General features: G+C 72.6%; 20 protein-coding genes and 1 riboswitch. Of the genes, 15 read left to right on the top strand and 5 right to left on the bottom strand.

The genetic code is table 11. From position 1 onward, the window contains the following. Positions 1-10: 10 nt before the first annotated feature. Complete coding sequence (locus tag FIV44_RS00175; protein ID WP_141002736.1) at positions 11-1,432, top strand: WS/DGAT/MGAT family O-acyltransferase; 1,422 nt, start codon at positions 11-13, stop codon at positions 1,430-1,432. Here the strand turns inward: FIV44_RS00175 and FIV44_RS00170 are convergent. Beyond that, positions 1,392-2,309, bottom strand: a complete 918-nt coding sequence (locus FIV44_RS00170) for an alpha/beta fold hydrolase (RefSeq protein ID WP_141002735.1) — start codon at positions 2,307-2,309, stop codon at positions 1,392-1,394. The two genes, FIV44_RS00175 and FIV44_RS00170, sit on opposite strands and share 41 nt — an antisense overlap. 11 nt (positions 2,310-2,320) lie before the next feature. Next, positions 2,321-3,187 (bottom strand): GTP-binding protein LepA, encoded by an 867-nt coding sequence (locus tag FIV44_RS00165; RefSeq protein WP_141002734.1) that lies wholly within the window; start codon positions 3,185-3,187, stop codon positions 2,321-2,323. A 60-nt stretch (positions 3,188-3,247) separates the two neighbouring features. Between FIV44_RS00165 and FIV44_RS00160 the strand changes: the two genes are divergently transcribed. From FIV44_RS00160 to FIV44_RS00145, 5 genes are read left to right on the top strand one after another with little or no spacing between them, the layout of a single operon-like run. After that, entirely contained in the window at positions 3,248-5,407 is a 2,160-nt protein-coding gene (locus FIV44_RS00160) for an acyl-CoA dehydrogenase family protein (protein ID WP_141002733.1), read from the top strand. After that, entirely contained in the window at positions 5,404-5,934 is a 531-nt protein-coding gene (locus FIV44_RS30080) for an FAS1-like dehydratase domain-containing protein (RefSeq protein ID WP_181410897.1), read from the top strand. The genes FIV44_RS00160 and FIV44_RS30080 overlap by 4 nt, the downstream gene beginning before the upstream one ends. Further along, complete coding sequence (locus tag FIV44_RS30075; protein ID WP_246086729.1) at positions 5,931-6,320, top strand: Zn-ribbon domain-containing OB-fold protein; 390 nt, start codon at positions 5,931-5,933, stop codon at positions 6,318-6,320. The genes FIV44_RS30080 and FIV44_RS30075 overlap by 4 nt, the downstream gene beginning before the upstream one ends. After that, complete coding sequence (locus FIV44_RS00150) at positions 6,317-6,706, top strand: MaoC family dehydratase (RefSeq protein WP_141002732.1); 390 nt, start codon at positions 6,317-6,319, stop codon at positions 6,704-6,706. The genes FIV44_RS30075 and FIV44_RS00150 overlap by 4 nt, the downstream gene beginning before the upstream one ends. Further along, entirely contained in the window at positions 6,703-7,875 is a 1,173-nt protein-coding gene (locus tag FIV44_RS00145; protein ID WP_141002731.1) for a lipid-transfer protein, read from the top strand. Before FIV44_RS00150 ends, FIV44_RS00145 begins: the two co-directional genes overlap by 4 nt. 3 nt (positions 7,876-7,878) lie before the next feature. On the opposite strand, the gene FIV44_RS00140 is transcribed toward FIV44_RS00145, so the two are convergent. Then, complete coding sequence (locus FIV44_RS00140) at positions 7,879-8,268, bottom strand: cupin domain-containing protein (RefSeq protein WP_246086728.1); 390 nt, start codon at positions 8,266-8,268, stop codon at positions 7,879-7,881. 190 nt (positions 8,269-8,458) lie between these two features. Then, positions 8,459-8,617: riboswitch (FMN riboswitch) on the top strand. Positions 8,618-8,712: 95 nt separating this feature from the next. On the opposite strand from FIV44_RS00140, the gene ribD reads away from it, so the two are divergent. Genes ribD through FIV44_RS00105 form a run of 7 tightly spaced genes read left to right on the top strand, consistent with a single transcriptional unit; the run spans position 8,713 to position 13,742 of the window. Further along, positions 8,713-9,789 carry a bifunctional diaminohydroxyphosphoribosylaminopyrimidine deaminase/5-amino-6-(5-phosphoribosylamino)uracil reductase RibD gene (ribD, locus tag FIV44_RS00135; RefSeq protein ID WP_246086727.1) on the top strand — a complete coding sequence of 359 codons (1,077 nt, stop codon included), beginning with the start codon at positions 8,713-8,715 and terminating at the stop codon, positions 9,787-9,789. After that, the gene (locus FIV44_RS00130) at positions 9,789-10,403 is read left to right on the top strand and encodes a riboflavin synthase (protein ID WP_141002730.1); all 615 of its coding nucleotides are present in this window, start codon (positions 9,789-9,791) and stop codon (positions 10,401-10,403) included. Before ribD ends, FIV44_RS00130 begins: the two co-directional genes overlap by 1 nt. A 2-nt stretch (positions 10,404-10,405) precedes the next feature. After that, positions 10,406-11,665: a bifunctional 3,4-dihydroxy-2-butanone-4-phosphate synthase/GTP cyclohydrolase II gene (locus FIV44_RS00125; protein WP_181410896.1), complete on the top strand. Its 1,260-nt coding sequence runs from the start codon at positions 10,406-10,408 to the stop codon at positions 11,663-11,665. 1 nt (position 11,666) lies between these two features. Continuing rightward, positions 11,667-12,200, top strand: a complete 534-nt coding sequence (gene ribH, locus FIV44_RS00120; RefSeq protein WP_141002728.1) for a 6,7-dimethyl-8-ribityllumazine synthase — start codon at positions 11,667-11,669, stop codon at positions 12,198-12,200. Next, on the top strand, positions 12,163-12,426 hold the full coding sequence (locus FIV44_RS00115; RefSeq protein WP_141002727.1) for a phosphoribosyl-ATP diphosphatase: 264 nt from the start codon (positions 12,163-12,165) through the stop codon (positions 12,424-12,426). The genes ribH and FIV44_RS00115 overlap by 38 nt, the downstream gene beginning before the upstream one ends. A gap of 10 nt (positions 12,427-12,436) precedes the next feature. Continuing rightward, on the top strand, positions 12,437-13,279 hold the full coding sequence (gene hisG, locus FIV44_RS00110; protein ID WP_141002726.1) for an ATP phosphoribosyltransferase: 843 nt from the start codon (positions 12,437-12,439) through the stop codon (positions 13,277-13,279). Position 13,280: 1 nt separating this feature from the next. After that, positions 13,281-13,742, top strand: a complete 462-nt coding sequence (locus tag FIV44_RS00105) for a PH domain-containing protein (RefSeq protein ID WP_246086726.1) — start codon at positions 13,281-13,283, stop codon at positions 13,740-13,742. Positions 13,743-13,918: 176 nt separating this feature from the next. Here FIV44_RS00105 and FIV44_RS00100 read toward each other — a convergent pair whose 3' ends face one another. Both FIV44_RS00100 and FIV44_RS00095 read right to left on the bottom strand, forming a co-directional pair. Continuing rightward, positions 13,919-14,461 (bottom strand): uridine kinase family protein, encoded by a 543-nt coding sequence (locus FIV44_RS00100; RefSeq protein WP_141002725.1) that lies wholly within the window; start codon positions 14,459-14,461, stop codon positions 13,919-13,921. Next, positions 14,439-15,677, bottom strand: a complete 1,239-nt coding sequence (locus FIV44_RS00095; protein WP_141002724.1) for an amino acid deaminase/aldolase — start codon at positions 15,675-15,677, stop codon at positions 14,439-14,441. The genes FIV44_RS00100 and FIV44_RS00095 overlap by 23 nt, the downstream gene beginning before the upstream one ends. 34 nt (positions 15,678-15,711) lie before the next feature. Between FIV44_RS00095 and FIV44_RS00090 the strand changes: the two genes are divergently transcribed. After that, the gene (locus FIV44_RS00090; protein ID WP_141002723.1) at positions 15,712-16,260 is read left to right on the top strand and encodes an SseB family protein; all 549 of its coding nucleotides are present in this window, start codon (positions 15,712-15,714) and stop codon (positions 16,258-16,260) included. A gap of 306 nt (positions 16,261-16,566) precedes the next feature. After that, complete coding sequence (gene infC / locus FIV44_RS00085) at positions 16,567-17,187, top strand: translation initiation factor IF-3 (RefSeq protein WP_246086725.1); 621 nt, start codon at positions 16,567-16,569, stop codon at positions 17,185-17,187. The last annotated feature ends 23 nt before the right edge of the window (positions 17,188-17,210 follow it).

Genomic DNA, 17,210 nt, shown 5'->3' with positions numbered 1-17,210 from the left:
AGGGGGTTAGATGGATCGGCTGTCCGGGCTCGACGCGAGCTTCCTCTATCTGGAGACGCCCGCCCAGCTGATGCACGTGTGCGCGGTGATGGTGCTCGATCCCGCGACGATGACCGCCCCGTACTCCTTCGCCGTGCTCCAGCGCGAGATCGACCTGCGGGTGCGCGACGTGCCCGCGTTCACCCGCAAGGTCCGTGGGGTCCCGCTCGGCCTCGACCACCCGGTGTGGGTGCGCGACCGGGCCTTCGACATCGAGCGCCACGTCCACCGGCTCGCGCTCCCGACGCCCGGCGGTTACGCCGAGCTGATGGAGCTGTGCGCCCACCTGGCCTCCCTGCCGCTGGACCGCTCGCGCCCCCTGTGGGAGATGTGGGTCGTCGAGGGCTACCGCCCCGAGGGCGGCGAGGGGGAGCGGGTGGTCGTGTTCGCCAAGATGCACCACGCGACCGTCGACGGCGTCTCGGGATCGAACCTGATCTCCCACCTGTGCTCCCTGGAGCCCGACGCCGCGCCGATCGTCGCCGAGCAGCAGCCGCACCCGCGCGACCCCGGCCGCGGCGAGCTCCTCGGCCGGGCCGTCGTCGGTACGGCGGCCCGGCCGGTCACCCTGGTCAAGGTGCTCAAGCCGTCGGCGCAGCTGATCACGAGGAGCATCGGCCGCGCCCGGCAGGGTACGGCGATGGCCGCGCCCTTCTCGGCCCCGCGGACCTCGTTCAACGGCACCATCACCTCCCACCGCTCGATCGCGGTGGCCGACCTCGACCTCGAGGAGATCCGGCGGGTCAAGAAGGTGACCGCGACGACGGTCAACGACGTCGTGCTCGCGATCGCCGGCGGCGCGCTGCGCGCCTACCTCGCCGAGCGCGACGAGCTGCCGGAGTCCTCGCTGCTGGCGACCGTCCCGGTCAGCGTGCGCGACAGCTCGCGGCGCGCCACCGGCGCCAACAAGGTCTCCGCGCTGTTCACCAAGCTCGGCACCGACGTCGACGACCCGCTGGAGCGGCTGCGCATGCTCGCCGAGCGCAATCGGCACGCCAAGGAGCACCACAACGCGATCAGCGCCGACGCCCTGCAGGACTGGGCCGAGTTCGCCGCCCCGCGCACCTTCGGGCTCGCCGTGCGCGCCTACGCCAACCTGCGCCTCGCCGAGCGGCACCCGGTCGTGCACAACCTGGTCATCTCCAACGTCCCCGGCCCGCCGATCCCGCTCTACTTCATGGGAGCGCGGATCGAGGCGCTCTGCCCGCTCGGCCCGGTCTTCCACGGCGCCGGCCTCAACATCACGGTGATGTCCAACGCGGGGCAGATGCACGTCGGCGCGATCGCCTGCCGGGAGTCGATGCCCGACACCGACGCCCTGGTGCGGCACTTCCCGGCCGAGCTGGAGCGTCTCAGCCGCGCCGCCGCGGAAGATCCCGCCGCCGCGCATTGACGGTCGCCGCCGCCTCGACGAAGCGCGGCACGAACCGCTCGGCGCCGAGCACGCAGCCGGCATGCCCGTCGTCGACCTCGTGCACGGTCGCGCCGGGGATGGCCCGGGCGAGCGCGAGCTGCCGCGAGGTCGGGATCACCCGGTCGCGCATCATCGCGACCACGGCGGTCGGTACGTCGATCCGCGACAGCCACGGGCGCGAGTGGTGCCGACCCAGGGCCGCGAGCGCCTGGCCGACCGCCCACGGACTGGTCGAGCGGAACTCGCGCAGCGCCCAGGCGTGGAGGTCCGACGGCTCCAGGTCGACCCCTCGGGCCGCGGCGCGCGCCGCGCGCACCGCCGTACGCGATCGCGACACGCCGCGCAGGGCCAGCATCGTGCTGCCCATGCCCAGGAAGAAGCCGCGTTCGGCCGCGGTCAGCTGGAACCGGTCGGTCGTCGCCGCGAGCACCAGCCCCTGCACGAGCCCGGGATGCTGGCGCCAGACCCGCTGGGCGACGATCGAGCCCATCGAGTAGCCGCCCACGATCACGTCGCGCAGGTCCAGCACGTCGACCAGTGCGGCGACGTCGTCGGCGCAGTCGACGAGGCTGAGCTCCTCGCTCTGGATCCCGCGACCGTGCCAGCGCTGGTCGAGGGTGACCACCCGGAACCGCCGTGCGAGCGGCTCGATCGCCGGGAACCAGGTGAGCAGCCCGGTCGTGCCCAGCGCGTGCAGCAGCACGATCGTGGGGGAGTCGGGATGCGGTCCCGGCGTGTCGGTGACGTACGTCGACCCGCCGCGCCCCGGCAGCTCCACCATCCGGCCCGGCGGGATCCGCGTGGGCGGCAGGTGGACACGCTGGCGCGCGACGTCGATCAGTGAGACGGCACCCATGGTGGAGGAGGCTAGAACACGTTCTGTCCTGCGGACCGGTCCGCCGCGCGGTCGACGGCCTCCCGGAACGCCCGGAGCACGTACGGCGGCACCGGCATGCCCCGCCGGTGGGCCCACAGCAGGTCGCGCTCGACCCGCACGGCCTGCTCGGCGAACCCGGTGGCCCGCGCGGTGATGCCCAGGCTCGTCATCACGTCGCCGAAGTCAGCCAGCTGCGAGGGGTTGTTGACGCCGACCGGGCCGAACGAGATCGTGCGCATCCGGCGGACCAGCCACCGCTGCCAGGCGGCGAGCCGGTTCCACAGGCCGGTCGCCGAGAGCCGGTAGAACGCGTAGTGGCCCGGCTCCTGCCGGCGGATGGGGGCGACCACGGTCTCCGCGACAGCCTTCTCGCCGAGCTCGCTCACGCCGTCGTGGAGCAGGTTGTAGGCGAGCACCGCCGAGCGCTCGGTGGCCATGCCGGTGAGGTAGTAGAGCATCCGGCAGACGTCCTGGAAGGCGTCCAGATGGGCCAGCGCGCCCAGGAGGCGCAGCTTCAGGCTCACCGTCTCGGTGTCGGTCGTGGCCGGCGGGCGGCCGAGCTCCACCTGCAGGCGGTCGAGGATCAGGCCGTGCTGGATCTCCTGCGGCTGCCACACGTCCGCGTAGAAGTGGCGGTCGATCGGGGGCGGGTCGGGCAGCATCGTGGTGAGCTCGAGGACGTTGCGGTCCACCTCCAGCTCGACCCGGGCCATGTAGTCGAGGACGTGCCCGTAGCGCTGTGCGAGCGCCTGCGGGTCGCGCACGGTGAAGTCGACGTCCTCGATCCGCAGGGGAGGGTGCTCGTGGGCGAGACGGTCGACGTGCTCGCGCAGCCGGAGGTCGGTTTCGGTGCCCATCACTCCTCCTTCGTAGCGGACCGCTGGCTGCGATCGACTAGAACACGTTACAGTTTCTCCGTGGATGCAGAGGCGATCAACGCAGTCCGCGCCGTCGTCGGCGAGGTGCTCGAGCGCGAGTCGGACGCCCGGACCTGGGCGGCCTGGGCCGCTGCGGGGCTGACCGCGCTGCCCGTCCCCGAGGAGTACGGCGGGGAGGACCTCGGCCTGACCGAGGTCGCTGTGCTGCTGCGCGAGGCGGGCCGCGGGGCGGTGCAGGTGCCGGCGTGGGAGACGCTGTGCTGCGGCGCGCTCGCCCTGGCGTCGTACGGCACCGAGGTGCAGCGCAAGGACCTGCTCCCCGGCATCGCGTCGGGCGAGGTGGTCGTGACGCCCGCCCTCCGTGGCGAGGCGCGGTACGACGGCGGCCGGGTCACCGGCCGCAAGCTCGCCGTGACCCACGCCGAGACCGCCCACCGCCTGCTCGTCGTCGCGACCGAGGGAGAGCGCGAGGTGGTCGTGCTCGTCGACCCGCGCGGGGAGGGCGTCGAGCTGCGTGCGTCCAGCGCGTCGAGCGCGAGCCCCCAGCACACCGTCGTCCTCGACGGCGCCCCGGCCGAGCCGCTCGACGAGGGCGCCGCCGCCCGGCTCCGCGACCTGGCCACCGCAGGTCTCGCCGTGACCGCCGCCGGCGTGCTCGCCGGTGCCCGCGACCTGACGGCGCAGTACGTCAAGGGCCGTCAGCAGTTCGGCCGCGCGCTCGCCGAGTTCCAGGCCGTGTCCCTGCAGATGGCCGACGTGTACGTCGCCTCGCGCACCCTCGACCTCGCCGCAGACAACGCCGTCTGGCGGGTCGCCGAGGGGCTTCCGGCCGCCGACGACCTCGCGGTCGCGGGCTACTGGGCGAGCCAGGTCGCGCCCTACGCCTTCCGCACCTGCCACCACCTCCACGGCGGCATGGGCGTCGACATCACCTATCCGCTCGTCGGCTACACCACGTGGGGCACCGACCTCGCGCACGCCCTCGACACCACGGCCGCCCAGGTGCCGGTCGAGAGCGCCGAGGCCAAGAATCTCGAGCTGACCGAGGAACAGCGGGCGCTCAAGGCACGGCTGCGCGACTACTTCGGCGGCGTCGCGGCGGAGTTCGAGGGCCGGCACGACCCCGATCCGGTCGAGGGCGCGTGGGACCGCCACGGCCCGACGTACTCCCGGCTGATCCGGCGCCTCGGCACCGACGGCTGGATGGGCGTCGGCTGGCCGAAGGAGTACGGCGGCCACGGGCTCGGCGAGATCGAGCAGACGATCTTCGCCAACGAGGCGCAGTACGCCGACGTGCACCTGCCGTCGGTCACCCTGCAGACCGTCGGGCCGACCCTGATCCGCTACGGCACCGAGAAGCAGAAGGACCTCTTCCTCAAGCGGATCCTCGAGGGCGACGTGCACTTCGCGATCGGCTACAGCGAGCCGGACGCCGGCACCGACCTCGCCTCGCTGCGCACCACCGCGCGGCGCGACGGCGACCACTACGTCGTCAACGGCCAGAAGATGTGGACCACCGGCGGCCACCACGCCGACTACCTGTGGCTGGCGGTGCGCACCGACCCCGACGCTCCGAAGCACAAGGGCATCTCGATCCTGATCGTGGACACCGAGGACCCCGGCTACAGCTGGACGCCGATCATCACCGCGGACGGCTCGCACCACGTCAACGCGACCTACTTCAACGACGTCCGGGTCCCCGTCGACATGCTGGTCGGCGAGGAGAACCAGGGGTGGAGGCTGATCACCACCCAGCTCAACCACGAGCGGGTCATGCTCGGCCCCGCCGGCCGGATCGAGGGCCTGCGTGACCGGGTCGTGCGCTGGGCCGACGCGGCCGGCGTCCGCGACGAGCCCGACGTACGGGACCTGCTCGGCAGGACCACCGCCGTCTTCCGGATCAACGAGTTGCTCAACTGGGAGGTCGCGCGGGCCGCGGCCTCCGGGGAGATCGAGGTGGCCGACGCCTCGTCGTCGAAGGTGTTCGCCGCCGACCAGGTGCAGCACCTGCTCGCCGACCTGATCGCGCTCGCGCACCGGCACGGCGACGCCGCGGAGGACGGGACGCGGGAGCTGCTCGACTACCTCGACAGCCAGGCCAAGCGGAACCTCGTGCTCACCTTCGGCGGCGGCGTCCAGGAGGTCCAGCGCGAGCTGATCGCGATGTTCGGCCTCGGTCTGCCGCGGGTGCCGCGATGAGCGCCGCCGAGCAGCAGGAACTGGTGGATCCCGCCCTCCACGAGAAGGTGATGGCGGAGGCGGAGCGGATCAAGGCGTGGGGGGAGGCCGCCGAGCGGCACGCCCGCGACGAGGTCAACCAGCCGACGATCAACAACTGGCTCGAGGCGATGGGCCTCTCGAACCCGCGCTTCGAGAAGGGGGGAGCGGGCGAGGCGCCGCCGTCCATGGCCCAGGTCTGGACGATGTACGGCCTCGGCGGCAAGCCGTCCCAGGACGACCCGCTGCACGCGATGATGCGCGCGCTCACCGACGCCGGCTTCACCGCCGTCCTCGGCACCAACTGCGAGCAGTCCTACGAGCGCTACCTGCGGGTGGGAGAGCAGCTGCGGGTCACCACCGCGCTCGACTCCGTCGTCGGGCCGAAGGCCACCGGGATGGGCGTGGGCTACTTCGTGACGTCGCGCAACACCTGGTACGTCGGCGACGAGCGCGTCGCGACGATGCTGTTCCGGGTCCTCAAGTTCATCCCCAGGGCGGCGTCGTGAGCGGCCCGGTGCGGCCGGTCGTCAACCGGGACAACGCCTACTTCTTCGAGGGCACCCGCGCCCACGAGCTGCGGATCCAGAGGTGCAACGCCTGCGGCGTGCTCCGCCACCCGCCCGGCCCGGCCTGCCCCGACTGCGGCGCCTTCGACCGCGGCCATGTGGTGGCGAAGGGAGAGGGGACGGTGTTCTCCTACGTCGTCCACCACGCCCCGCAGGTGCCCGGCAAGGAGCTGCCGCTCGTGATCGCCCTCGTCGACCTCGACGAGGGCGTGCGGATGGTGGCCGAGATGACCGGGCCCGTCGACATCGGCGATCGCGTGGCCGTCGGCTGGAACGTGGTCGACGACGAGCTGACCCTCCCGATCTGGACGAAGGTGGACCGATGACCAGCCCATTCAAGGCGGGAGACAAGCTGCCGGAGTGGAGCCTCCCCATCACCCCCACCCTGGTGGTGTCGACGGCGATCGCGACCCGCGACTTCCAGGACGTCCACCACGACCGCGACATCGCCCAGGCGGCCGGCTCGAAGGACATCTTCGTCAACATCCTGACCTCGACCGCGCTGTGCGAGCGCTATGTCACCGACTGGGCCGGCCCGGACGTGCAGATCAAGGGCATCGCGATCCGGCTCGGCGCGCCGGCGTACCCCTATGACACCTTCACCTTCACCGGCGAGGTGACCTCGGTCGCGGACGGCGTCGCCACGATCGAGGTGGTCGGCGCGGTCTCGCTGGGCGACCACGTGATCGGCACCGTCCGGGTGGCGGCGTGAGCAGCCGCACGCTCTCCGGCAAGGCCGCGATCGCCGGCATCGGCGCGACCGAGTTCTCCAAGGAGTCCGGCCGCTCCGAGCTCCAGCTCTCCGTCGAGGCGGTCCGCCACGCGCTCGCCGACTGCGGCCTGACAACCGCCGACGTCGACGGCCTGGTCACGTTCACGATGGACACCTCCTCCGAGATCGCCGTCGCCCGCGAGCTCGGCATCCCCGAGCTGCGCTTCTTCAGCCGGATCAACTACGGCGGCGGTGCGGCGTGCGCCACGGTCCAGCAGGCCGCCATGGCCGTCGCCACCGGCGTCGCCGACGTGGTGGTCGCCTACCGCGGCTTCAACGAGCGCTCCGGCGACCGCTTCGGCCAGGTCTCGAACTGGGCGGCCGCGCAGGTCAACACCAACGGCCTCGACAACGCCTGGACCTACCCGCTCGGCCTGTCGACGCCGGCCGCGACCGTGGCGATGCAGGCCCGCCGCTACCTGCACGAGTACGGCGCCACCTCGGCCGACTTCGGCCGGGTCGCCGTCGCCGACCGGCGCCACGCCGCGACCAACCCGGCCGCGTTCTTTTACCGCAAGCCGATCACCCTCGAGGACCACCAGGCCTCCCGGATGATCGCGGACCCGCTCCACCTGCTCGACTGCTGCCAGGAGTCCGACGGCGCCGTCGCCCTCGTCGTGGTCTCCGCCGAGCGGGCGCGCGACCTGGCCCAGCGGCCGGCGTACGTCACCGCCGCCGCCCAGGGCTCCGGCCGCGACCAGTTCGTGATGACGTCCTACTACCGCGACGACATCGGCATCCCCGAGATGGGCGTGGTGGGCCGCGAGCTGTGGAAGCAGTCCGGGCTCACCCCCGCGGACATGCCGATGGCGATCCTCTACGACCACTTCACGCCGTACGTCCTCATGCAGCTCGAGGAGCTCGGCTTCTGCGGCCGCGGCGAGGCGAGGCACTTCATCGCCGACGGCGCCATCGAGCTCGGCGGCCGCCTCCCGATCAACACCCACGGCGGCCAGCTCGGCGAGGCCTACATCCACGGCATGAACGGCATCGCCGAGGGCGTCCGCCAGGTCCGCGGCACCTCCGTCAACCCGGTCGCCGATGCCGCGCACGTGCTGGTCACCGCGGGCACCGGCGTGCCGACGAGCGGGCTGATCCTGTCCGCCTGAGGACTACTCCTCGACCCACACGTTGTCGTGCTCGGCCATGAACGCGTCGTACTCCTCCGGCGTCCACTCCTCACCCCGCGCGAGCCGGTCGAGGCCCTCGAAGTACGGCTCCCGCGGCGCGCCCGGCGCGAAGTGCAGCAGCATCGACGCCGGCGCGCCGGACTCGTTGCGGAACCCGTGGATACCGCCGGGAGGCACGTGCAGGAAGTCGCCCGGCCGGGCCGTCACCCACCCGGCGCCGCTGTGGATGCGGACCTCGCCGTCGAGGACGTAGAACGACTCCGCGATGGTGCGGTGGAAGTGCGGGCCGGGCCCGCTGACGGCCTCGGAGAACTCCCAGCGGTAGAGCCCGAACAGCCCGCCGGTCGCCTCGCCGCGGGCGAGGTAGTGCACCCCGATTGCCGTTCGGGTACACGAGGTCGGGGCCGTCGCTCCCCGGCCGCGCCCAGGCCGAGACCTCGCCGTCGCCGTCGTACAGGGGAGGGGGATACGACATGCCGCCCACCCTACGGCGGCGCGACGTCCAGTGACTGGGCCCACACGCCACGACTGGCGGCGATGTGCCACCATGGGCCCCAAGAGCTCGCGTGCTCTGGGGTCGGTGAAACTCCGAACCGGCGGTGAAAGAGCCGAAGCCTCCTCGCTTCGCTCGGAAGTCCGCGACCCGATCGCAGCCAGTGATCGGTTGACCAGGTGGAACTCCTGGACCGACGGTCAAAGTCCGGATGGGAAGTGCACGCACGAGTGTCCGACGGACGAGCAGGCCCAGGCCGCCCGCCCGCCGCACGCCAGGCAAGCCCCGGAGTCCGCGTCGAGGACGACGAGAGGCGGTGGCCGATGGCGGCAGGGACCTTCACCCGTGAGTACGACGCGATGCGTCGCGCGCTCGTCCTGGCAGCGACCCCCGGGGTGCCGCTGCACCCGAACCCGCGGGTCGGCTGCGTGCTGCTCGCGCCCGACGGCACGGTCGTCGGGGAGGGCTGCCACCACGGCGCCGGCACGCCGCACGCCGAGGTCGAGGCCCTGGAGGCCGCGGGGGAGCGGGCCCGTGGCGCGACCGCGGTCGTCACCCTCGAGCCGTGCGGCCACACCGGCCGCACCGGTCCGTGCGCCCAGGCCCTCATCCGGGCCGGCGTCGCCCGGGTCGTGATCGCCCAGCGCGACCCCAACCCGCAGGCGGCGGGCGGGATGGAGACCCTGCAGGCCGCGGGCATCGAGGCCGACGCCGGCCTGCTCGCGGACGAGGCGGTCGAGCTCAACCGGGCGTGGACCTTCGCGCACCGCAACGGGCGCCCGTTCGTGACCTGGAAGTTCGCGGCCACGCTCGACGGGCGCAGTGCCGCCAGCGACGGCACCTCCCGCTGGGTCTCCTCGGCGCCCGCGCGCCGCGACACCCACCTGCTCCGCGGCCTGTGCGACACGATGCTCGTCGGCACCAACACCGTCGAGGTCGACGACCCGCAGCTCACCGTCCGCGACGACGACGATCGGCCGCTGCCGCGCGACGTGCAGCCGCTGCGCGTCGTGATGGGCGAGCGCGAGCTGCCGGCCGGCCGTCGGATCCTCGACGACGCCGCGCCCACCGTGCACCTGCGCACCCACGACGCGGAGGCGGCCCTCCGCGCGCTGTACGCCGATCACGACCGGCACCACGTGTTCCTGGAGGGCGGGCCCACCCTGGCCGCGGCCTTCCTCAAGGCGGGCCTGGTCGACGAGGTGATCACGTACGTCGCGCCGATGCTCCTCGGCGCCGGCCGCTCGGCCGTCGGGAAGCTCGGAATCCGCACCATCGCCGACGCGTTGCGTCTCGAGCTGGTCGACGCCACGGTCGTCGGCGAGGGCACCGAGGCCAACGTCCGCCTGACCATGAGGGGACCGACCATGAGAGACCGACCCATGAAGGAAGGGGCCTGATGTTCACCGGCATCGTCGAGGAGCTCGGCACCGTCACCGCCGTCGAGGACCAGGGGGACGCCGTCCGGCTGACCATCGCGTCCGACGTGACGCTGTCCGACGCCGGCCTCGGGGACTCCATCGCCGTCAACGGCTGCTGCCTGACCGTCGCCGAGCGCACCGACACGACCTGGACCGCGGACGTCATGGCCGAGACGCTGGCGAAGACCGGCATCGGGGTCCTCGCCGTCGGCGACCGGGTCAACCTCGAGCGCGCCGTCACCGCGGACAAGCGGCTCGGCGGCCACATCGTCCAGGGGCACGTCGACGCCGTCGGCGAGGTCGTCGCACGCACCCCCAGCGAGCACTGGGAGGTGGTCGAGATCGCGATGCCGGCCGACCTCGGCCGCTACCTGGTCGACAAGGGCTCGATCACCGTCGACGGCACCTCCCTGACCGTGGTCGAGGCCGGCGACACCAGCTTCACCGTCAGCCTCATCCCCGAGACGCTGGCCCGGACGACGCTCGGGTTCCGGGCCGTCGGCGACCGGGTCAACCTCGAGGTCGACGTCATCGCCAAGCACGTGGAGAAGCTCGTGCGGGCCTACACCGACCGTCCGGCAAAGGAGAACTGAGCATGTCCGTGAGATTGGACCCCGTCGAGCGCGCCATCGCCGACATCGCGGCCGGCAGGGCCGTCGTGGTCGTCGACGACGAGGACCGCGAGAACGAGGGCGACATCATCTTCGCCGCCAGCAAGGCGACGCCGGAGCTGATGGCGTTCACGATCCGCTACTCCAGCGGCGTGATCTGCGCGCCGATGCCGGGTGCGATGCTCGACCGGCTGGAGATCCCGCTCATGACGCCCCACAACAAGGACGCCTACCGGACGGCGTACACGCTCTCGGTCGACGCCCGCGACGGCGTCAGCACCGGCATCTCCGCCGCCGACCGCGCCCACACCGTGCGGGTACTGGCCGACTCGGCGACCGAGCCGTGGGAGCTCACCCGGCCCGGGCACGTCTTCCCGCTGCGCTACCGCGAGGGCGGGGTGCTCGTCCGGCGCGGCCACACCGAGGCCGCCGTCGACCTGTGCCGCCTGGCCGGCCTGACGCCCGCCGGCGTCCTGGTCGAGGTCGTCAACGACGACGGCACCATGAAGCGGGCGCCCGAGCTGCGCGCGTTCGCCGACGAGCACGGCCTCGCGATGATCTCCATCGAGGACCTGGTCCGGTACCGCCGCCGCGTCGAGAGCCACGTCGTGCGCGAGGCCGAGACCCGGCTGCCGACGACGCACGGCGACTTCACCGCGATCGGGTACACCATCACCGTCGACGGCAGTGAGCACGTCGCGCTCGTGTACGGCGACCCGGAGACCCTCGGCGAGGGCGGCCCGGTGCTCACCCGGGTGCACTCCGAGTGCCTGACGGGCGACGTGTTCGGGTCCAGCCGCTGCGACTGCGGACCCCAGCTCGACGAGGCGATGGACCGCATCGTCGAGGCCGGCCGCGGCGTCGTGGTCTACCTGCGCGGGCACGAGGGCCGGGGGATCGGCCTGGTCGCCAAGCTGCAGGCCTACCAGCTCCAGGACGGCGGCCGCGACACCGTCGACGCCAACCTCGACCTCGGGCTCCCGGCCGACGCCCGCCACTACGGCGCCGCGACCCAGATCCTCAAGGACCTCGGGGTCTCCGAGGTGCGGCTGCTCACCAACAACCCCGACAAGGTCAGCTCGCTGGAGGACTACGGCATCCGGGTCGCCGAGCGGGTCCCGCTCACCCCGCACCCGAACGGGCACAACCTCACCTACCTGCTGACCAAGCGGGACCGGATGGGCCACGACCTGCCCGACCTCCCCGTGCCCGACGCGGCGGCCGACCTCGAAGGAGTCAACTGACATGGCCGGACACGGCGCCCCCGACATCGCCCCCGTCGACTGCCACGACCTGCGCGTCGCGGTCGTCGCGGCGAGCTGGCACACCCAGGTCATGGACGGCCTGATCGCCGGCGCGCAGCGGGCCTTCGCCGATCACAAGCTCGAGGCGCCGGTGGTCGTGCGCGTCCCCGGCACCTTCGAGCTGCCCGTGACGGCGGCGACCCTCGCGCCGTCGTACGACGCGGTGATCGCCCTCGGCGTGGTCATCCGCGGCGGCACCCCGCACTTCGACTACGTCTGCAACGCCGCCACCGACGGCCTCACCCGGGTCTCGCTCGATCACCAGACCCCGATCGGGTTCGGCGTGCTCACCTGCGACACCGAGGAGCAGGCGCTGGACCGGGCCGGGATCGAGGGATCGAGCGAGGACAAGGGGTACGAGGCGGCCTCGGCCGCGCTGCAGACCGCGGCGACCCTCAAGCGGATCCGCCGGGGGAGCACCGATAGGCTGACCTCCCGTGAAGACGTTCGACGAGCTGTTCGCAGAGCTCAGTGAGAAGGCGCAGACGCGGCCCGAGGGGTCCGGCACGGTCCGGGCGCTCGACGCCGGCGTCCATGCGATCGGCAAGAAGCTGATCGAGGAGGCCGCTGAGTCCTGGATGGCCGCCGAGCACGAGGGCAAGGACGCGACGGCCCTGGAGATCAGCCAGTTGCTGTACCACGCCCAGGTCCTCATGATCGCGAGCGGACTCTCGCTCGAGGACGTCTACGCACACCTGTAAGAGGAACCCCATGCTCAAGATCGCCGTCCCCAACAAGGGGGCCCTGTCCGAGGCCGCCTCGACCATGCTCCGCGAGGCGGGCTACGCCCAGCGCTCGGACTCCAAGCAGCTCACCAAGATCGACCCCGACAACGGCGTCGAGTTCTTCTACCTGCGTCCGCGCGACATCGCGCTGTACGTCGGCGAGGGCACCCTCGACGCCGGCATCACCGGCCGCGACCTGCTCCTCGACTCCCACGCGACCGCCACCGAGGCGCTCCAGCTCGGCTTCGGCCGCTCGAAGTTCCGCTTCGCCGCGGTACCCGGCACCGCCACCGGCATGGGCGACCTCGCCGGCAAGCGGATCGCCACGTCGTACGACGGCGTGGTGCGCCGCTTCCTCACCGAGCAGGACGTCGAGGCGACCGTGGTCCGCCTCGACGGCGCGGTCGAGACGAGCATCCAGCTCGGCGTGGCCGACGTGATCGCCGACGTCGTCGAGACCGGCTCCACCCTGCGCAACGCCGGCCTGGAGGTGTTCGGGGACGTCATCCTCGAGTCCGAGGCGGTGATGATCACCCGCCAGGGCGCCGACGAGAGCGCGCTCGAGGTCTTCACCCGCCGCCTGCAGGGCGTCCTGGTCGCCCGCGCCTACGTGATGATGGACTACGACATCCGCGCCGAGAAGGTCGAGAAGGCGATCGCGCTCACCCCCGGCATCGAGAGCCCCACCGTCAGCCCGCTTCATCGGGAGGGCTGGGTCGCGGTCCGCTCGATGGTGCAGCGGGCCACCGCCCAACGGGTCATGGACGAGCTGTTCGCGCTGGGCGCCCGTGCGATCCTCACCACCGACATCCACGCCTGCCGGCTCTGACGTGGCCGCCCCCGACAGCGAGCCCGTCGTGCCCTCCCTGCCCCGCACCTGGCGGCCCTTCGGTCCCCGGATGGCCGCCGCCGTCTTCGGGACGGTCCTCGTCGGGGCCTTCGCGTGGCTGTGGATCCAGTTCGACCCGGAGACGAAGGCCGCGGTCAACGACCTGGAGAAGGCGACCGTGATCTTCTTCATCCTGCTCGGCCTGGCGTTGCTCAACGGCCTGGCCCGCTCCCGCGTGATCGCCCGCGAGGACGGCCTCACCGTCGTCAACGGCTACCGCACCCGCCGCCTGGCCTGGTCCGAGGTCGGCACCGTCCGGATGCCCCAGGGCGCCCCCTGGCCGCATCTCGAGCAGGGCGAGGACGACCGGATCTCACTGCTCGGCATCCACAGCTCCGACGGCGCCCGCGCCGCCACCGCCGTCCGGGAGCTGCGCGCGGTCGTCGCCGCCCATCAGCGCTAGTGTCCCGAACTTGAAATCCGCACCATAAGTCGCACCCCGAGCACGCACCTCGCCGCGTTGGCATCGCTCGAAAGACGCCCGGTCTGCCGTCGCGACGCCGCCTTGCGATGCACGCACTCGGAGCACGACTTATGGCACGGATTTCGCGTCCGGGACACTAGAGCGCCCCGACCCTGTCAGGTGCGGATGACGATGTCCGCCCGCGCCCGGGTGTCCTCCTGCGCGTGCAACGCCTCCTCGTCGGCCAGCCAGGCGTCCCAGTGCGGCCGCATGTCCTCGCCGTCGCGCGCCAGCCATCGCGCCAGCCGGACCTCCCGGGGAGCCTCCACCCACACCAGCAGCGTCACCAGGTCGTCGTACGCCGCGGCCGCGCTGCCGACGCCCTCCAGGACCAGCAGCGGGCCGGGCGGCACCGTCCGGGTCTCGGCCCAGCCGTCGGCGTACCAGTCCCAGCGGCGCCAGTGTCCCGGCAGCCCGGCGGCCAGCGGCCGCAGCAGCGCCTCGACCGACCGGCCCAGGCCGGGCAGCCCGCGCCAGCCCTCCAGCATCTCGTCGGTGCCGAGGACGACGGCGTCCGGCGCCAGCGCGCCCAGCGCCCGGGCCAGGGTGGTCTTGCCCGAGCCGGCCAGGCCGTCGACGCAGATCAGCCGGCCTCCGCCCAGCGTCGGTGGCCGGGAGAGCGCCGCGGCCAGGACCTCAGAAGGCGAGACCGTGGCCACGGTAGGTCGGGACCTCCTCGACGAAGCGCTCGCCCTGGAGGAGCAGGACGCTGCGCCCGTGCTCGAACGGCTCGCCCGACTTCGCGTGCCGGAACCACACCAGGTCGCCGATCGCCAGCCGGCCGGCGTTGGTGCCCACCAGCGGCGTCTGCACCTCCCCGGCGCCCTCGAGCCCGGTGAGGTGCAGCCCGGCGGGCGCCCACGGTGTGGGGGCGCGGTCCGCGCCGGCGGGGCCGGACGCGATCAGCCCGCCGCCGTGCACGGTGGCCACCTCGGCTGAGGGGCGGCGGGTCACCGGCAGCCCGAAGAACGCGGCCGGCGTGGGGGAGAAGACCTGGTAGTGGTCGAACAGGGTCGGCGCCAGCAGCCCCGAGCCCGCGGTCACCTCGGTGACGACGGGGTCCGCGGCCGAGGACTCGATCGACCCCGAGCCGCCGGCGTTCCAGAACTCCAGCCCGGCGAAGTCGCCGTACCCCTTCAGGGCGTCCAGCGCCTCGCCGATGGCGGTACGACGGACCGCGAGCTGCGCGACCGAGAGCTGCTTGAGCTTGCGGACGACCGCCGACCTCGCCCGCCGGCTCGGCACGGAGTCCGGTACGCCGGCGACCTGGCCCTCGTAGGTCATCACGCCGGCCAGGTGGAACCCCGGCCGGTCGACGACGGTGCGCGCGAGGGCGGTGACCGCACCGACGTCGTACAGGGGGGAGCGCTTGGGCCCGACCGCCTGCCCGCCCCAGCGCAGGCCGGCGTCGACGTCGAGCGCCACCCGCACCGGCACGGCGGTCGACGCCCGCAGGCTGTCGACGAGGTCGAGGTGGGCGGGGTCGTCGACCATGATCGTCACCCGCGACGCGGCCCGCGGCGAGGCGACCAGCGCGGCGAGCGCCGCCCGGTCCACGCTCGGGTAGGCGACCACGATGTCGTCGCACACGTCGTGCTCGACCAGCCACAGCGCCTCGGCGAGCGTGTAGGCCAGCACCCCGGCGAAGCCGTCGGCGGCCAGCGCCCGGCCGACGAGCGACGGGATCCGCACGGACTTCGACGCGACCCGGATCGGCGTCCCGGCGGCTCGACGGGCCAGGTCGGCGGCGTTGGCGTCGAAGGCGTCGAGGTCGACGACGAAGACCGGGGTGGACAGGGGATCGGGCCAGGCCGCGACGGCCTCGCGGAGGCGCGCGGCGAGCCGGTTGCGCGCGACGAACGACTGGTGCTGCACCTCCTCATCGTTCCACGGGTGGGATGATCCGTCCGTGACCGCATCGCCGAACGAGCGTCCCGACGCCCGCCGCCTCCAGGGCTCGGAGTACGTCGCCGACGCCGGCGCCGCCGACCCCGCCCTGGCCGCGGCGCTCGCCGCGCACGACACGGGCGCCGCGGCGTACCCCGACGTGCTCGCCGCCCTCGTCCCCGCCCGCCTGCTGGTGCCGGTGGTGGCGATCCTCGGCGAGGCGGAGGTCGGCGCCGACGGGCTGGCCCGCGACAAGTCCAGCGACATGGCCGCCGTGCTGCTCACCGGCGCCGACGGCCGGCTCGCGCTGCTGGCGTTCACCGATCTCGCCGCGCTGGCGGCCTGGGACCCGCAGGCCCGGCCGGTCCCCGTCGCCGCCCACCTGGCCGCGGCGACCGCCGTCCAGGAGGGCGCCCACGCCCTCGTCGTGGACGTCGCCGGGCCGCACCCCTTCGTGCTCGCCGACGACGACCTGCACCGGGTCGCCGCCGGCTGGCGGCCGGTGCGGCTCGAGGACGGGGGCTGGGGCTGGCTGGGAGCGGCCGGGAACCCTCCCGGCGATCCCGATTAGGTCCGCCCGGAACAAACGGGTTAGCATCGAGCGTTGACCGATCCGTCATGCCTGCATGACAGATCCACAAGCGGGGACCGGCACCATCGTCTCCCACCCGCAGCGGCCGCCAGGTCGTCGGGTCCGGTCCATGGAGAGCCGTGTCGATCCACGATCGAGGCGGCTCGTGACTGGCTTCCGCTTGGACAAGCGGGAGCCTCTTCTCATTTCCGAGGCCGAAGGGACTCCCGGCCGAACGAATTTGGAGGACACATCAGCACCGAGCTGCGCATCAACGAGCGGATCCGGGTTCCCGAGGTCCGGCTCGTGGGACCCAACGGAGAGACCGTCGGCATCGTCCCCACCGACCAGGCACTCAAGCTCGCGCAGGAGGCCGACCTGGACCTGGTGGAGATCGCGCCGATGGGCAAGCCCCCCGTCTGCAAGCTCATGGACTACGGGAAGTTCAAGTACGAGAACGCCCAGAAGGCCCGTGAGGCGCGACGGAACCAGACCAACGTCATCATCAAGGAGATGAAGCTCCGGCCCAAGATCGACGCGCACGACTACGAGACCAAGAAGGGTCACGTCGTTCGCTTCCTCAAGGCCGGCGACAAGGTCAAGATCACGATCATGTTCCGCGGCCGCGAGCAGCACCGCCCCGAGCTGGGCTACCGGCTGCTGCAGAAGCTGGCCGAGGACGTGCAGGAGCTGGGCTTCGTGGAGTCCAACCCCAAGCAGGACGGCCGCAACATGACCATGGTCATCGGGCCGCACAAGAAGAAGGCCGAGGCCAAGGCCGAGGTGAAGGCCGCCAAGCAGGAGGCCGCCGCCGAGCGGGCCGCCGAGCAGGCGGAGGAGCGCGCGGAGCGGACCTCGGTCCAGCCCGCGACCACCAGGAAGGCCAAGCGCGCCAACGAGGCGCTCGACCCCGACATCGACCTGTAAGCACGAAGTAGAGACAGAGCGGA

The sequence above is a fragment of the Nocardioides humi genome, from assembly GCF_006494775.1.
GTDB classification, from domain to species: Bacteria; Actinomycetota; Actinomycetes; order Propionibacteriales; family Nocardioidaceae; genus Nocardioides; species Nocardioides humi.
This window is presented reverse-complemented; position numbering and strand designations above follow the sequence as displayed.

Coding starts and splice junctions, on each gene's coding strand:
- FIV44_RS00175 (WP_141002736.1), top strand. CDS start 11: ATGGATCGGCTGTCCGGGCTCGACGCGAGCTTCCTCTATCTGGAGACG.
- FIV44_RS00170 (WP_141002735.1), bottom strand. CDS start 2,309: ATGGGTGCCGTCTCACTGATCGACGTCGCGCGCCAGCGTGTCCACCTG.
- FIV44_RS00165 (WP_141002734.1), bottom strand. CDS start 3,187: ATGGGCACCGAAACCGACCTCCGGCTGCGCGAGCACGTCGACCGTCTC.
- FIV44_RS30080 (WP_181410897.1), top strand. CDS start 5,404: ATGAGCGCCGCCGAGCAGCAGGAACTGGTGGATCCCGCCCTCCACGAG.
- FIV44_RS00150 (WP_141002732.1), top strand. CDS start 6,317: ATGACCAGCCCATTCAAGGCGGGAGACAAGCTGCCGGAGTGGAGCCTC.
- ribD (WP_246086727.1), top strand. CDS start 8,713: ATGGCGGCAGGGACCTTCACCCGTGAGTACGACGCGATGCGTCGCGCG.
- FIV44_RS00130 (WP_141002730.1), top strand. CDS start 9,789: ATGTTCACCGGCATCGTCGAGGAGCTCGGCACCGTCACCGCCGTCGAG.
- FIV44_RS00125 (WP_181410896.1), top strand. CDS start 10,406: ATGTCCGTGAGATTGGACCCCGTCGAGCGCGCCATCGCCGACATCGCG.
- ribH (WP_141002728.1), top strand. CDS start 11,667: ATGGCCGGACACGGCGCCCCCGACATCGCCCCCGTCGACTGCCACGAC.
- hisG (WP_141002726.1), top strand. CDS start 12,437: ATGCTCAAGATCGCCGTCCCCAACAAGGGGGCCCTGTCCGAGGCCGCC.